12 protein-coding genes are annotated in these 15,732 nt (G+C 66.2%); 4 read left to right on the forward strand and 8 right to left on the reverse strand.

Features of this window, described 5'->3' with window-relative positions:
* Positions 1 to 87 precede the first annotated feature (87 nt).
* The 3 genes from ASG20_RS16370 to ASG20_RS16380 all read right to left on the reverse strand — a co-directional run bounded on the left by ASG20_RS16370 (position 88) and on the right by ASG20_RS16380 (position 5,626).
* The gene (locus tag ASG20_RS16370; protein WP_056055285.1) at positions 88 to 3,264 is read right to left on the reverse strand and encodes a TonB-dependent receptor domain-containing protein; all 3,177 of its coding nucleotides are present in this window, start codon (positions 3,262 to 3,264) and stop codon (positions 88 to 90) included.
* 145 nt (positions 3,265 to 3,409) lie between these two features.
* Positions 3,410 to 4,597 carry an acetyl-CoA C-acetyltransferase gene (locus ASG20_RS16375; protein ID WP_056055287.1) on the reverse strand — a complete coding sequence of 396 codons (1,188 nt, stop codon included), beginning with the start codon at positions 4,595 to 4,597 and terminating at the stop codon, positions 3,410 to 3,412.
* Between the two features lie 33 nt (positions 4,598 to 4,630).
* Positions 4,631 to 5,626, reverse strand: a complete 996-nt coding sequence (locus ASG20_RS16380; protein WP_231420852.1) for an alpha/beta fold hydrolase — start codon at positions 5,624 to 5,626, stop codon at positions 4,631 to 4,633.
* A 77-nt stretch (positions 5,627 to 5,703) separates the two neighbouring features.
* On the opposite strand from ASG20_RS16380, the gene phaR reads away from it, so the two are divergent.
* Both phaR and ASG20_RS16390 read left to right on the forward strand, forming a co-directional pair.
* Positions 5,704 to 6,258, forward strand: a complete 555-nt coding sequence (gene phaR, locus ASG20_RS16385; protein ID WP_056055291.1) for a polyhydroxyalkanoate synthesis repressor PhaR — start codon at positions 5,704 to 5,706, stop codon at positions 6,256 to 6,258.
* 3 nt (positions 6,259 to 6,261) lie between these two features.
* Positions 6,262 to 6,447, forward strand: coding sequence for a hypothetical protein (locus tag ASG20_RS16390; protein WP_056055293.1), 186 nt, complete (start codon positions 6,262 to 6,264; stop codon positions 6,445 to 6,447).
* Here the strand turns inward: ASG20_RS16390 and ASG20_RS16395 are convergent.
* The 3 genes from ASG20_RS16395 to ASG20_RS16405 all read right to left on the reverse strand — a co-directional run bounded on the left by ASG20_RS16395 (position 6,437) and on the right by ASG20_RS16405 (position 11,111).
* Positions 6,437 to 7,897 (reverse strand): hypothetical protein, encoded by a 1,461-nt coding sequence (locus ASG20_RS16395; RefSeq protein ID WP_056055295.1) that lies wholly within the window; start codon positions 7,895 to 7,897, stop codon positions 6,437 to 6,439. The genes ASG20_RS16390 and ASG20_RS16395 overlap by 11 nt on opposite strands.
* Positions 7,897 to 9,111 (reverse strand): hypothetical protein, encoded by a 1,215-nt coding sequence (locus ASG20_RS16400; RefSeq protein ID WP_056055298.1) that lies wholly within the window; start codon positions 9,109 to 9,111, stop codon positions 7,897 to 7,899. Before ASG20_RS16400 ends, ASG20_RS16395 begins: the two co-directional genes overlap by 1 nt.
* Before the next feature lie 452 nt (positions 9,112 to 9,563).
* Positions 9,564 to 11,111 carry a CpaF family protein gene (locus ASG20_RS16405; RefSeq protein WP_056055300.1) on the reverse strand — a complete coding sequence of 516 codons (1,548 nt, stop codon included), beginning with the start codon at positions 11,109 to 11,111 and terminating at the stop codon, positions 9,564 to 9,566.
* Positions 11,112 to 11,246: 135 nt separating this feature from the next.
* Between ASG20_RS16405 and ASG20_RS16410 the strand changes: the two genes are divergently transcribed.
* A complete protein-coding gene (locus ASG20_RS16410) occupies positions 11,247 to 12,749 on the forward strand; it encodes a S1C family serine protease (RefSeq protein ID WP_056055304.1) in 1,503 nt (500 codons plus the stop codon).
* On the opposite strand, the gene ada is transcribed toward ASG20_RS16410, so the two are convergent.
* A complete protein-coding gene (ada, locus tag ASG20_RS16415) occupies positions 12,725 to 13,771 on the reverse strand; it encodes a bifunctional DNA-binding transcriptional regulator/O6-methylguanine-DNA methyltransferase Ada (RefSeq protein ID WP_056055307.1) in 1,047 nt (348 codons plus the stop codon). The genes ASG20_RS16410 and ada overlap by 25 nt on opposite strands.
* A gap of 114 nt (positions 13,772 to 13,885) precedes the next feature.
* Here ada and ASG20_RS16420 point away from each other — a divergent pair, with 114 nt between their 5' ends.
* Positions 13,886 to 14,731: an oxidoreductase gene (locus ASG20_RS16420; RefSeq protein WP_056055310.1), complete on the forward strand. Its 846-nt coding sequence runs from the start codon at positions 13,886 to 13,888 to the stop codon at positions 14,729 to 14,731.
* A gap of 286 nt (positions 14,732 to 15,017) precedes the next feature.
* Here the strand turns inward: ASG20_RS16420 and ASG20_RS16425 are convergent, their stop codons facing one another.
* The gene (locus ASG20_RS16425) at positions 15,018 to 15,695 is read right to left on the reverse strand and encodes a dienelactone hydrolase family protein (RefSeq protein ID WP_056055313.1); all 678 of its coding nucleotides are present in this window, start codon (positions 15,693 to 15,695) and stop codon (positions 15,018 to 15,020) included.
* Positions 15,696 to 15,732: the final 37 nt, after the last annotated feature.

The following is a 15,732-nucleotide window of genomic DNA, read 5'->3' on the forward strand; positions in this document are numbered from 1 at the left end:
GGGTTATATCCGCAATGGCCCGGGGCGGGCAAAAAAAAGGGGCCGGCGACATCGCCGACCCCAAGAGTGATCATCGCAAAACGGCGATCAGAACTTCGCGGTGAAGCCCGCATAGAAGCGACGGCCGACCGGCTCGTAGATGCCGGTGCCCGCACCGATACCCGTCGAGCTGAGCGGCGGGCGCGTGTTGGTGAGGTTGTCGACGCCGAGATAGAAGTTCGAACCACCATCGACGTTCATGCCCAAGCGCAGGTCGTGATAGGTGACCGACTTGTAGTACAGAATATCGGCATAGTCGGCGTTCTCAGGCGGACGACCCTGCAGCGAATTGACGTCCTCATACGTGTTGAGGTTCATGCGCGACAGATACCGGAACTGATAACCGACATACACCGTCCCGGCGCTGGCGTTCACGCTGACGTTGAAGGCGTCCTTAGGCTGGCCGACTTCGCCGAGCAGACGGTTTGCCCGGTTAGGATCGGTCGGGTCGAGGAACGAGTCGTTCTGGAGCGCGTGGGTCCAGATGAAGTGGGCCGTGACGTTCTTGTTGTCACCGAAACGACGCGTGTAGCTAAGGTCGGTGTTGATGCCGCGAACCTTCAGCTTGGCGTAGTTCAGCGTCGTCTGCTGAAGGCTGCCTTCGATGATCCGGAAAGCCTCCTCACCGCCGGGACCGGTCGCGCCCGCTGCGACGCGCTGGAACAGACCGCAGAACTGGTTCTGCAGGTTTGCCGCGTCGTAGCAGCCATTGACGATCTGCTGCGCGCTTGGCGCGGTGATCACGTCGTTGACCTGAATGTTGTAGTAATCGACCGACAGCGTCAGGCCTGGGACGTAGCTCGGCTGGTACACGCCGCCATATGTGTACGAGTCGGACTTCTCGACCTTCAGCGTGGGGTTACCGCCACTCTGGATCTCCAGCGACTGCTGGTAGATGTAGTCGTACGCACCAGCACCCGTGGTGGGGATACCAGCCGCCGCGCAGTTCGCTGCACGCGTCGAAGACCCCGTGCCGATCTGACGCGCCGCGCAAGGATCGACGAAGAGAGGCGCGAAGTTCTGACCCAGTGGCGAGTACAGATCCTGCAGGTTCGGCGCCCGCACAGCCCGCGCATATTGCGCACGGAAGCGAAGATCGGCGATCGGCGAGTAATCGATGCCTGCGTTGTAGGTATAGTTGGTCCCTGCCGCACCCTTGTAGTCGGAAACGCGACCAGCACCGCTGAGCGTCAGCTCCTTGATCAGCGTGATGTCGGCCAGCAACGGCACGCGAAGCTCGCCGTAAGCTTCCTTCACGGTGAACGACGTCGGATTAAACGCGGCGATTGCATTGTAGAAGGTGTAGCCGGATGCCACCAGCGGATCGGCCTGGAAGGACGCGGTCTCACGACGATATTCGCCGCCGACCGAGAACCCGACAGGACCGCCCGGCAGGGTCAGGAACTGGCTCGTGTCACCCGAGATGTAGCCGATCAGATCGAGCTGCGTGATCTTGCCGACCGATACCGTGTCCTGAAGAACGTAGTTCTTCGCAGCCTGCGAGATGTTGCCCTGGCCGAACGGATTGACCGGCTGGCACGCAGCGATGTCTGCGGCGAGCACCGCCGGATTACCCCCGACATCGGTGCCGCCGGTCAGGCCGAGATTGGCGCGGGTCGGATCGATCTGCGAACCGCAGACGATCTGGCCGGCCGCATTGCGGACCGCGTCCATGCCCAGCAGGAAGCGCTGGGTGTTCAGGTTGCCGAGGACCTTGGTGCGCTCCTTGAACTGACCATAGTTGCCCGACAGCTCGTACTTCCAGTCGCCGTTGAACGTGCCACGCACGCCGCCGACGATCCGGTAGGTTTCGCGCTTGGCCTCCTCGGTGCGAACGCCGAGATCGAGCAGGTTGCGACGGAGAGGAATGCGCGTTGCGGCCGTCAGCGGCAGCCCGGCTGCAGCATATTGCTGGGCAATGACACCACGTGCCTGATCGGTCAGATACGGGTTGTCGTAGCGAGGGCGCTCATAAAGGGCATCGATCGTCGAGCCCTGGAAGAAGGCCGGGCCGCTATTGCCGGAACCGACCGAATTGGTCCGAACGTACTTCGCTTCGATAAAGGGGATGAATGCATCCGAAACATCGAAGTGCGCGATCAAGTTAGCCGAATAACGATCGAGCTGCGGCAGGATTTGGACGTTCTTGCCTTCACGTAGCGTATCGCCGTTGCCACCGATCAACGAGCCATTCGGCGACAGGCCTGCGCGCGCGCCGGTCTGCTGAATGAGCGTGCCGTCGGGCTGGAAGAAATAGGGGCAGTCGAACGCCGCGTTGGTCGAGTCGCGACCGCAGCGACCTGCGCCGGCGCCGGCACGGCCGTTGAACAGGATCGTCCCCGAGTTGGAGATCGTGACCGGGCGGACATCGCGGTAGAAGACGCGATCGGGAATGCCGTCGCTGCCGTTCGGCGTGCCAGCGGGGTCGGTATCGACGACGACGAAGTTGTTGACGGTGCGCAGATCCTTGCGCTGCGACGCGTAGAGGCTGTTCTGGCGGGCATATTCGAGGTTGACCGCGACGTTGCCGCGACCGTCGGCGAAGTTCTTGCCGGCCAGGATGCTGCCGTAATACGAGCCCGCGTCACCCTTCTGGCTGATGCCACCCTGGCCGTGTGCGACCAGACCTTCGTAGTTCTGCTTGAGCTTGAAGTTGACCACGCCCGCGATCGCGTCCGAACCGTAGATTGCCGAGCTGCCGCCGGTGATGACGTCGACGCTGTCGATCAGGTCGGTCGGGAACGTGTTGACGTCCGGCGACACGGCGTTGTTCAGGATGTCCGCGCCGACGTGACGACGACCGTTGACGAGCACCAGCGTACGCTGCGTGCCGAGGCCGTAAAGGTCGACCAGGCTCAGGCCCGACGTGCCGAGAAAACGCGTCGAGTTCTGCTGGCTGAACGTGTTGGCGAGCGCTGGCAGGTTGTTCAGGACGTCGCCGACCGAGATGTTGCCGGTCTGCTGCAGTTCCACGGCGCTGATCGAGGTGATCGGTGCAGTCGAAACGCCGTTGGGGTTCGAAATGCGCGAACCCGTGACGGTGATTTCCTGGGTATTGGTATCTTCAGCGGGCGCGGCCTGCGGCGCCACGGTGGGCGAAGCCGTAGCGGTGTCGGTCGCCGTTTGCGTCGTGGTATCCGGCGCGGTCTGCGCTGCCGCGTAGCACGGAAGGCCGGCCAGCACGCTCACGAGCGCCGTGGCGCCGAGAAGACGATACATGTTCATGGTTAAAGTTGCCCCGTTTGTAATTTTGATACCGAATACAAACGGGTATGAAGTGTTAGTGCAAGCTCCGGTTCATGTTGACGTCATTCGCACACTGTTTTGTCGAGCAATGTGACATAAGCGTCACATTGCTACCAAAGTGGTTTTAACGCTCGACGCACATCGCGATGCCCATGCCGCCGCCGATGCAGAGCGTGGCGAGCCCCTTCTTGGCATCGCGCTTCTGCATTTCGTAGATCAGCGTCGTCAGGACACGCGCGCCGCTGGCGCCGATCGGGTGGCCGATCGCGATTGCGCCGCCGTTGACGTTGACCTTGCTCGCGTCCCAGCCGAGTTCCTTGCCGACCGATAGCGCCTGGGCGGCAAACGCCTCGTTCGCCTCGATCAGGTCGAGGTCGGCTAGTGTCCAGCCGGCTTTCTCCAGCGCGCGCCGGGTGGCGGGGACGGGGCCGATGCCCATGACCGACGGGTCGACGCCGGCCGAGGCCCAGCTCCTGATCGTTGCGAGGATGGTCGAGCCGCGGCGTTCGGCTTCGTCGCGGCGCATCATGACGAGAGCTGCGGCGCCGTCGTTGAGGCCGCTGGCGTTGGCGGCGGTGACCGTGCCGTCCTTCTTGAAGGCGGGCTTCACGCCCGAGACGCTCTCGATCGTCGCGCCGGAGCGGATGTATTCGTCGTCGGCCACCACCGTGTCGCCCTTGCGGCCCTTGATCGTAACCGGGGCGATCTCGTCCTTGAACCGTCCTGAGCCGCGGGCGGTCTCGGCCTTGTTCTGCGAGGCGACCGAGAAGGCGTCCTGCTCGCCGCGCGTGACCTGGTATTGCTCGGCGAGGTTCTCGGCGGTGATGCCCATGTGATAGCCGTTGAAGACGTCGGTCAGGCCGTCGCTGACCATCGTGTCGACTAGGCTCAAGTTGCCCATCTTCTGGCCGCCGCGGATCGACTGCGCGTGGGCGGAAAGCGACATCGATTCCTGGCCGCCCGCGACGACGATGGTCGCGTCGCCGGTCTGGATCGCCTGTGCGGCAAGTGCGACTGCACGGAGGCCGGAGCCACAGACCTGATTGACGCCCCAGGCGGGGATTTCCTTTGGCACGCCGGCGGCCATAGAGGCCTGGCGGGCGGGGTTCTGGCCTTGGGCCGCGGTGAGGACCTGGCCGAGGATGACTTCGGAGACGTCTTCGCCAGCGACGCCGGCCTGTTCGAGCGCGGCTTCGATCGCGATGCGGCCGAGTTCGTGTGCGGGTGTGGTGGCGAACGCGCCAAGGAAGCTGCCGACGGGGGTGCGCTTGGCGGCGGTGATGACGACGTCGGTGGGAAGCTGGTCGGTCATGTCGGGATCCTCTTTGTTTGGACCCCATGTAGGTCAGTCGAGTGCGGCGATCCAGTTGGCGAGCGGTTCCCAGAGGCGCGCGCGGGCGGAACGGCCGACGATCATGCCGACATGGCCCGCGCCGAGATCGCGGCGGTCGACGAGGCCGATCGCGGTCGCGGCGGGGACGATGCGGTCGCTGAGCGAGACGAACTCGACGGTGGGGCAGGCGAGCGCGCGCGGATCGACGGGGGTGCCGGCGATGACCCAACCACCTTTGCCGGGCAGGTCGTTGGCGATGCAGTCCTCGAACAGCGACGCGGCGGCGGCGTAGGGCAGGGGGGCACCGGCGTTGGCCCAATCCTCGAGCCGGACGAACGCGCGCGCTGCGTCGCTGTCGGGGGGGAGGTCGGCGAACGTTTCGTATTTGGCGATGGTCCGTGCCGGGTCGAGTTGCCAGAAGCCGGCTTGCAGGACTTCCATCGGCAGGACGCCGAGCATCGCCGCGGCGGGCTGGACCGCGGCCCAGGTCGCGGCGAGGGTGGGACGGCCTTCGCCGTAACCCGCGAAGTGCCACGGCGCGGCGATCGTCGCGACTCCGGCGGTCGGCGTCATCGCGGCGGCACTGAGCGCCAGCGTGCCGCCGAGGCAATAGCCGACCAGCACCGGTGGTTCGGGGAGTGCTTGGAGCAGCGGGACCAGCAACCGTTCGACATGCGCCGCCAGATCGAGATCGCGATCCTCGCCGCCGGGCGATCCCCAGTCGACCAGCCAGACGTGAAACCCCTGCGCGGCGGTCCATTGCACCAGCGAAGACTCGGGCGAATGATCGAGAATGTCGGGGGGGTTTATCAGCGACGGGACGAACACCACGGGGCGGCCAATGCCTCCGTAGTCGCGCAACGACACTCGCCCAGAACGGTGGATCGCGGGCATCGCATCGGCGCGTTGCTCTCGCGGCGCGCCTTGATACGCGCGCAATCCCGCTAGCGCGCGGGCCATCCGGTCGGGCGATGCTGCGGTCTCGCTGCGCAGCACGGACAGGAACAAGGGTAAGGGCCTCGGACCTTGTTGCGGTGCGTCATCAAAGACTGTAGCCTCCGTTTCAAACATAAGACGGGGGATCCATGAAGAAGCAACCGGCTGCCGACGGAATCGTCATCATCAAGAAGTACGCCAACCGGCGGCTCTATAACACCGAGTCGTCATCCTACATCACGCTGGATCATCTCGCGACGATGACCCGCGAGGGGCGCGACTTCAAGGTGGTCGATGCGAAGACCGACGAGGACATCACGCACAACGTCTTAACACAGATCATCATGGAGGAGGAGAGCCGCGGCGAGACGATGATGCCGGTGAACTTCCTGCGTCAGCTGATCTCGATGTACGGCGATTCGATGCAGACGATGGTGCCGGGGTATCTTGAGGCGTCGATGGACAGCTTCCGCCGCAACCACGACCAGTTCAAATCCGCGGTCGAGGGCGCGTTCGCGAACTCGCCGTTCGCCGATATCGCCAAGCGCAACCTCGAGATGTTCGACGTCGCGACCCAGGCGTTCAAGCCCGGTGCCGCGGGTGGCGTCGCACCGGCGGCCGCGCCCGCCAGCAAGGACGACGAGATCGCCGCGCTGCGCAGCGAACTCGCCAAGTTGCAGGAAAAGGTCGAGAAGCTCGGCTGACTGATGGCGCCGGCGTTGTGGGGTGCGAGTGGCGGGCTGGCCGCGCTCGCCATCGTCGCGGGATTCGGGGAACGGCGCAGGCGACGGCGGCGCGATCCGGACGCGGTCGGCTGGGTAGACTGGCCGAGGGTGCAGATGCTGGCGCTGATTGCACTTGCGGTGACGGTGGGGCTGGCGTTCAAGACCTGAACGCGCGGTCATTCCGGAGATAGACAACGGTGTGCCAGCTGTTCCGCGGAGTCGAGAGGACGGGGCGGTAACCGCGCGCGAGCGCCGCCTTGACCGCGCGCAGACTGCCCCGGTTCCAGATCGACAGGCGCCGGTCTGACGTGACGATGACCGGTGGTCGCCTGGCGAGGATGCGGCGGACTTCGGCGGCTTCGTCGATCCCGGTCGCGCCCTGTTCGGTGTCGTAGGCGAGCAGATTGGGGAAGGCATAGGCGGTCGGCAGGCACGCGTGCGCGAGATGATAGGTGACGGTGTCGCCGATGAAGACGTACGGGCATTCGCGGCCGCTGTTCGCTTCGACGACATGCGCGACCGCGTAGGCGCCGGCAGCGTCGCTGGGATGGAGCAGGCGTTTGGCGATCAGGATCGCGATCGCCACGCCCAGAGTCAGGATCAGCAAGCGGATCGAACGCCCGAGTGTCGGCGCGGCGAGGATCGCCAGGGGCGCAACCAGCGGTAGCGCGTAATGGTCGAAGAACGTGCCGATCGCGAAGAATCCGGCGAGCGCGAAGCCGAGCCAGGCGTAACCGACCAGGATCGTTTCGCCTGCCACGCCGCCCCGCGGTCGTGTCCGCCAGGTTAGGACGGCGCCGAGGATCAGCGGCGACAGCTCTGCTGTGATGCCGAGCAACCGCATCGCGAGATCGCTGGCCGAATAGCCCCTGCGCAGCGCGATCGACGTGACGTTGGCGAACCAGAACGCATCGAACGCCGCCGGCCCCTGCGCGCGATACCAGCCGATCGCGGCGAGCGTCGGTGCCAGACCCATCACCGCCCACACCGTCGCCGCCAGCATGACGTGCCGCCATTTTGCGCGGGCGCGCGCGAGAAACCAGATGTGCGCGAGGCCGAACGCTGCGCCTTCGAACATCGGCGTGTATTTCAGCTGGATCGCGATTCCTGCGAGCAGGCAGGCGGCGATACCGCTGACGACGATCGCGCGGGTGCGGCTGGCAGCGGCTTGCGCAGGGAGCTGGAGCGTCAGCAGACCGGCGACCGCCATCGGCAGATTGTAGAAGACGGGGGCCTGCCCACCGATGCCGCCTACCAGCGCGATGACCAGCAGGTAGGCGGTCCCTGCACCCAGCGCGCCGCGATCGCTTGCACCGAGAGTTTTCGCCGCGCGGCCGACGACGACCGCGGTCGCCCAGGCGCACAAGGTCGCCATCAGCTGGTAGGCTAGGATGCCGTTGCCAGGGAGCGTCCGGATGCCGGCGAACAGCAGGAACAGCCCGATCGGCTTGCGATCCCAGATGTCGATATACGGCACCGCGCTGTGCAGCAGGCGATCGCCGACGAGCAGGTAATATTGCTGGTCGGGATCGATCACCGGATTGCCGAAATCCCATGCCCGGACCGCCAGCGCGACCAGCAGCAGGATCAGCGCCTGCACCCACCGATTGCGCGGCATCAGTAGAAATTCCGCAGAGTAAGGGCGCGCGTCGAACCGTCGCACAGCCCGAGGCGGACGACACGTCCGGGCGCACCGGCAGACCAGGCGGCGATCGGATTTGTCGCGTAATCTCGGGGTACCGCCGCGCCATCGATCGTGCAGATCATCTCACCGTCCTGCCAGCTAGCGGCTGCGGGGCCGCCGCGCATGACGTGGAGCACCTTGAGCCGATTGTTCTCAATGCCGACGAGCAAGCCGCTGGTCGAACGCAGCGGCGGCCGGTTGGCGCGCGGGCCTCGGCGGAGGATCATGCGGCGTGCGCCGGGATCGAGCAGCACGCGGTAGTTCTGGAGAAAGCCCGAGCCGATCCGGCCGGCGGTGCCGATCGCCTGGGAAAATCCGCCTGCGGGCTCGATCCGCACTTCGGTTTCGCGCGCGACCAACGCGCCGACGCGCAGGTCGGGGACGATCGCGAGGCCGCTGACGGTGGGGCCGGCCAAGCCGAACGCGATCGCGGTGGTGGTCGGCAGCGCCTTCAGGTTCGCGGCGTGCCATCCGGCGGCGGTGACGGTGATCGACGAGCCATCGCCGGTATCGACGACGATCGGCGCAAGGCGTCGGCCGCCGAGCGTGATCGCGCTCTCGTAGACGGTGCGCTGTGTGGAAATTCTCAGCGGTGCGGTCTCGCCCTTGAACGGCATGCGGCCCGAGCGGAGCAGGCGAAAGCGGTGCGCGGCGTAATCGATATCGAGCGCATACCCCGCGAGCAGGTCTGCGCCGACCAGCAGGTCGACCGCGGCGGCGCTGCCGGTGGCGATCGCAGGAAGGCTCGCGACGGTCACGCCGCCGCCGGTCCGCGCGAGCCCGCCGAGTGCCATCGAGCGCGTTGGCATCCAGCCGAGCGCGACCGATCCGCCGATCGCGCTGGCGCTGCCGCCGGCGACTAGCTTGGCGGTGTCGACCGCGGGGGAGGCCTTGGCGAGCAAGGTATAGCTGACGCCGGTATCGAGGATCGCGGTGACCTTGCGGCCTTCGAGCTGCATCGTGAAGCGGATCTGGTTGCCGGGGGTGAGATCGAACGGCACCCAGCGCGCCTCGGCATCGGCGGCGAGGTGGTAGACGCCGCGGTCGCGCGCCTCGGGGGAGATGGCGGGTGTGGGCACGGTCGGCTCGCGTGCGGAAACGGTGAAGACCGCGAGGAGCGGGACGAGCGTGAGAAGAGCGCGACGCATGTGGGGGTGTCCGTAGCGGGTCGGTGGCGGCGTACAAGCTGGCGCTTCGCCGGGCGGGGTGGCGACCGGGTGTGCGCTGCGCTGGTTATGTGGATTTGATCCTGCCAATACGATGGAACACTCCTCCGCGAAGGCGGGAGTCTAGGGTTACGGGCGGCGGCGTTCGGGATCCTGGCCCCCCGCGTTCGCGAGGGAACAGTAGAAGGCGGGCGAGCCTTCCGAAGCTAACCCTGCGAAACTGGGTCGATCAAAATTAGGCTGATGCGGAGCGATCCGCGATACGCGCAACGCTCGCAAAGCCCACCACCCCGGCGAAGGCCGGGGCCCAATTGGGGGACGGTGCTAAGCGGTCGCAGCACGTCGTTACTGCCACCTTTCCAATTGGGCCCCGGCCTTCGCCGGGGTGGTGGCGGGGAAGGTTAGCGATGTTTTCTATAGGCACGCTTCCAACATTACAGACACGCCTCAAGATATGCCTGATCGAACCCGAACTGCTTGGCCTTCTCCAGCGTATACGGCCTCAACCCCATCGAGCGGTACTCGCCCAGGATCTTCCCGTCCGCCGACTCGTCCATATATTCGAACTTGAACAGCTCCTGCGTGACGATCACCGGGCCTTCCATGCCGATCACCTCGGTGATGTTGGTGACGCGGCGCGAGCCGTCGCGCAGGCGCTTCACCTGGATGATCAGCTCGACCGAGTCCGCGATCTGGCGCGAAATGGCTTCCTTCGGCACCTTGATGTCCGACATCATCACCATGTTCTCCATACGCGCCAAGGCTTCGCGGGGAGAGTTGGCGTGGAGCGTGCACATCGAGCCGTCATGACCGGTGTTCATGGCCGCGAGCATATCGAAACACTCGGACCCACGAATTTCGCCCAGGATGATCCGGTCAGGCCGCATACGCAGTGCGTTCTTGACGAGATCGCGAATCGAGATCTCGCCCTGGCCCTCCAGATTGGCCGGGCGCGTTTCGAGCGGGAGCCAGTGGGGCTGCTGCAGGCGAAGCTCGGCGGCGTCCTCGATCGTCAGCACGCGTTCGCCGGGATCAATCATTTTCGACAGCGCGTTGAGCATCGTCGTCTTGCCCGAGCCGGTACCGCCCGAGATCACGACGTTGAACCGCGACGCGCCGGCAATCTTCAGCGCGGTCGCCATCTTCGGCGACATCGAGCCGAAGCCCGCCATCATGTCGAGCGTGATCGGTTTCGCGGAGAACTTACGAATCGAGATCGCGGTGCCACGAAGCGACAGCGGCGGAACGATCACGTTGACGCGCGAGCCGTCCTTCAGGCGCGCATCGGCGAGCGGCGAGGTCTGGTCGACGCGACGACCGACCGAATTGACGATCCGCTGCGCGATCTGGAACAGATGCTCCTCGTCGCGGAACTGGATCGGCGCCAACTCGAGCTTGCCCTTGCGCTCGACGTACGTTTGCTCGGGGCCGTTCACCATGATGTCGGTGATGTTCGGATCCGCCAGCAGCTCCTCCAACGGCCCGAGCCCGAGCAGTTCGTCGACCAGCACTTTTTCCAGCGCGAATTGTTCGCGGCGATTGAGCGTCAGCTTCAGTTCGGCGAGCACTTCGCCGATGATCGGGCGGAATTCCTCGGCCAGCTCGTCCTTGTTGAGCGTCGCCGCCGCTTCCGGGTCGACGCGTTCGAGCAGGCGCGGGAGGACCTGTTCCTTGATTTTGTGGATCGACTGTTCGAAGCCCTCGACGCGGCTGTTGCCCGCCTCGCCGCTCGCATTCTGGCGATCGGACAGGCGCTGCATCGCGTCCAGCTGTCCGGCGGGCATCGTACCGGGGCCGAAGCCGTCGCTTTCGCCGGGCATCGGCAGCGAGTCTATCGGCGGAAATTGCGCGCCGCCTTCGGGCTCGGGCCGCGGCGCGGGGCCGCTACCCTGCATGGGACGGGCGACGCCGAATGCGGGACGCACCGCTTGCGCCCCGTTCTGCCCCCCGCTCATGCCACTACGACGCCCGAATGCGCTCATGCCCAAATCCCCGGATGATTGCCTAAGGGGTTACGCGCCAAGGCTTGATAATTCGCTAACCAAACCGGACTTGCGGGGAGCGGCCTATAAGAGCCGAGGGTTGATCGCCGCGCATAACTCCCCGAAGGCTGGTGCATGATCCGCCTGCTCCTCCTTCTCGCGCTGACTTTCGGGTTGGCGAGTTCCGCGTCTGCGGACGACATCGCCGCCACCGGGCGCGGCGTCGTGCGCGTCGTGACGATCGCGGTGGTCGATGATCAGGTGGTCGGCTTCGGACATGGCAGCGGCTTTGCGATCGCGCCCAACCGGATCGTCACCAACGCGCACGTCGTCGATCTCGCCGAACGCTATCCCGACAACGTCGTCGTCGGCATCGTACCGACGGAGGGCAGCAAGTCGTACCAGGGCAAGGTGATCGCGTATGATTCGCAGCGCGACCTGGCGCTGATCGAGTTCACCGGCGCACGCCTGCCGCCGAGCGCGCTGTATACCGGGCCGATGACCGAGGGCGATGCGGTGGTGTCGCTCGGCTTCCCGGGGAACGTCGACCTGGCGACGGCGCGGTCGGCGGCGGATTATATCCGGCCGATGACGCCGGTGCGGTCTGAGGGCGTGCTTTCCGGGCGCCGCGTGTTGAGCGGCGTCGAGGTGCTTCTCCATACCGCCAGTATCGCGCGCGGCAATTCGGGCGGGCCTTTGCTCGACCGGTGTGGGCGGGTGATCGGGGTGAACTCGGCGATCACGCGCGGCGAGGAGGGCGATTCGACGTTCGGGTTCGCGATCGCGGATACCGAGCTTGCCGGGTTCCTCCACGATGCGAAACAGCCTTATGCGTCGATCGGGACGGGGTGTACGTCGATTGAGGATCGCTTGCGGCAGGACGCCGACGCGGATGCGCGGGCGACCGCCGATGCGGCGTCCGCCAAGCGCGATGCTGCGACGCAGGATGCGATGACCCGCGAGGTTGCGCTGGAGAAGGCGCGGACCGAGGCGTCGCGCAGCCGCGAGAATGTGATGGCGCTCGCCGGGCTGCTGCTGGTCGCCGGGGCGCTCGTGATCGGGAGCGCGGGGCTGCTCGAATCGCGCGGGCAGCGGCGGCAGGCGGTTTGGGCGCTGGGCATCGGCGGGCTGAGCGTGCTGGTCGCTATCATCGTGTTCGTGCTGCGGCCTTCGGGTGAGGTCGATGTGCCGCTGTCGGCGCTGCCGAAGACGCGGATTTCGACGCCCGATGCCGCGCTTGGGAAGCTGATGTGCACGCTGATTCCCGAACGCAGCCGGATCACGATCTCCTCGAGCGAGGACGTGCCGATCGACTGGGGCGCGAAGGGGTGTGTGAACGGCAAGACGCAATATGTCGCCGCGAATGGTCGCTGGGATCGCGTGCTGGTGCCCGATGCCGAGCAGACCGTGTCCGTATTGTCGTTCGATCCGGCGACGCGCGTCTATTCGAACACGCGTTACCTGATGTCGGCGGCGGGGATGGAGGCGGCGCGGACCGCGCGGGGCGTCGTGCCGAACGTGTGCAATATGGACGAGGCGGCGTTGGGTCGGTTGGCGGGGCAGCAGGCGGCGGTCCGGGCGGTGTTGCCGCCGTTGCCGAACGAGAAGCTGGTTTATTCCTGCAAGTCTGCGCGCTGAGCTTCGGTCGCGAGTAGCGCGCGCTTGCGGTCCAGCCCGTAGGCATAGCCGCCGAGCGCGCCGCCGATCCGCTGCGCACGGTGGCAGGGGATGACGATCGATACCGGATTTTGCCCGCAGGCGGTGCCGGCGGCGCGGACTGCGGCGGGGCGGCCAGCCAGGGCCGCGAGTTCGCTGTAAGTGCGGGTTTCGCCGATCGGGATGGTCCGCAAGGCTTGCCAGATCGCTTCCTGGAAGGCGGTGCCGCGGACGTCTAGCGGGAGGTCTTGGTCGCGGTCGGGGGACTCTACGGCTGCGACCACTTGCGCCGCCAGGTCCGCGAGGGCTTCGTCGCCGGGTTCGATCGTGGCGTTGGGGAAGCGGCGGCGGAGTTCGTCCGCGTCTTCGTCGAACGATACGCGACACAGGCCTTTTTCGGTGGCGGCGACGAACAGTGCGCCGAGACTCGTATCGGCGACCGTCCAGCGGATCGTGACGCCTTCGCCGCCGCGCGCCCAGGCGCTGGGGGCCATGCCGAGCCGTTTCGCGTCGGCTTCGTAGAAGCGGCTGGGGGCGGAATAGCCGGCGTCGTAGATCGCTTCGGTCACGGTCGAGTCCTCCGATAAGGCGTTGGCCGCGCGGCTGGTGCGGAGCGCCCGCGCGTAGGCGGCGGGGGTGACGCCGGTGGCGCGCTTGAACAGGCGGTGGAAATGGTGCGGGGCGTAGCCAACTCTGGCGGCGACCTCGTCCAGCGAGAGGCGGTCTTCGGCCGCTTCGAGCAGCGCGACCGCGGCGGCGACGGCGATGCGGTCGCGGCCGACTTCGTCCGGGGTGCAGCGCAGGCATGCGCGGAAGCCGGCGGCGCGCGCGCTTGGCGGGTCGGGGTGGAAGGTGACGTTCTCGCGCTTGGGGTGACGCGCGGGGCAGCTTGGCTTGCAGTAGATGCCGGTGGTCTTCACGCCGACCACGAACCGACCGTCCCACGCGCGGTCGCGGGCTTCGAACGCTGTCCAGGCAATATCGGTGTCGGGGGCGATGCTCATTGGATCGGTATAGCCGGTCGCGACGTGCGCGCATCCCGTGGCTTGCGCTCAAAGCGGGAGCCAATCGGCGGTCCGGCCGTTCTTCCGTGCATACCCCATAACGAAAGACGTCTCATGGCCTCCGACACGCCCGTCTGGTTCATTTCCGGCTGCTCGACCGGTTTCGGTCGCGAACTCGCCAAGCTCGTGCTTGCGCGCGGCTGGCGTGCGGTCGTGACTGCGCGGGATGCGGATCGTGTCGCCGATCTGGCGGAGGGTGCCGAGGATCGTGCACTCGCGCTGTCGCTCGACGTGACGGAGCAGGCGCAGATCGACGATGCGGTCGCGCAGGCCAAGGCCAAGTTCGGGCGGATCGACGTGCTCGTGAACAATGCGGGCTACGGCTATCAGGCGTCGGTCGAGGAGGGCGTCGAGTCCGAGATCCGTGCGCAGTTCGATGCGAACGTGTTCGGGTTGTTCGCGCTGACCCGCGCGGTGCTGCCGATCATGCGGGGGCAGAAGACCGGCCATATCATTAATATCACGTCGGTTGCCGGTCAGGTCGGGTTCCCGGGGTCGGGTTATTACGCCGCGTCGAAGCATGCGGTCGAGGGGTGGTCCGACGCGTTGCTGGCCGAGGTGAAGCCGCTTGGAATCGACGTGACGTGCGTCGAGCCGGGGCCGTTCCGGACGGACTGGGCTGGGCGGTCGCTGAAGCAGACGCCGGTGAAGATCGCGGACTATGCGGATACGGCGGGCAAGCGGCTGGACGGGACGCGGGAGGTTAGCGGGACGCAGGCGGGTGATCCGGTGCGGGCCGGCGAGGCGATGATCGCGCTGACCGAGCATGCGAACCCGCCGCGGCATCTGGTGCTGGGGGCCTGGGGGTATGATGCTGTGACGACGAAGCTGGCGGCGCGGCTGAAGGAGATCGAGGCGCATAAGGCGGACAGCCTTGGGGCTGATTTTCCGGCGGAGTAATCTAGGAGGAGCGAGAGAGAGTTGTTTCCCCGCGAAGGCGGGGACCCAGACTGGGCTCCCGCCTTCGCGGGAGAACAAGGAAGTAAGGGGTGGCCTTCGCGTCTGAAGTGCCGGCCTGCGCCGAGGCCTTCGACTGTCCTTTAGCCCCTCTACCAGAGCCACCACCCCGGCGAAGGCCGGGGTCCAATTGGGGGACGTTGCTAACGAAGCGCATCCCTCAATTATTGCCACCTTTCCAATTGGGCCCCGGCCTTCGCCGGGGTGGTGCCAAAGGGAATGAAGTGGCTCAGCCGCCGTTGGCGCGGAACAGGTCCAGCGTGCGCTGCTTCGCCAGATCCGCACTCGGCTCGTGATAATCCTTCCGCCGGTCCGAGTTGAACCCGTGGCCGGCCTCGTAGACGTACACCGTCGCGTTGGGCCAATCCTTGGCGATGACCTGCTCGACGCCCTCCATCGGGATGCCGTGATCGTGGCGACCGAAGTGAAGGATGACCGGCACCTTCGGTTCCTCGTCCGCCGCCGCCGGGATCATGCTGCCGTAATAGCCGCTCGCCGCCGCGACGCCGGTGAGCTTGGTTGCGGCGAACCACGCGACCGAGCCGCCATAGCAATAACCAACCACGAACACCGGGCCGGCGGGGGCGAGCGTGTCGATGCAGGTCTGGACGTCCTTCAGCGACAGGTCGAACGGGTGGAGTTGCCGTGCGAGTTCGACGCCGCGCGCGAGACCTTCCCCCGAATAGTCCGCCTCAAATCCCGGATGCTCGCGATCGAACAGCGCGGGGGCGAGGACTTCGTAGCCGTCGGCGGCGTATTCGTCGCAGAGGTCACGGATGTGGTCGGTTACGCCGAAGATCTCCTGCACCAGCACGACGCCGCCGCGACGCTCGCCGGTCGGCTGCGCGTGATAGACCGCGACGCTCGCGCCGTCGGACATCGTCATCGTTTCCATCGTGCCGGTCATTCTCTCGTCCTCGTCCTATGATCCCATGCCTGCCCAT

The organism is Sphingomonas sp. Leaf198, from assembly GCF_001424005.1.
GTDB lineage: Bacteria > Pseudomonadota > Alphaproteobacteria > Sphingomonadales > Sphingomonadaceae > Sphingomonas.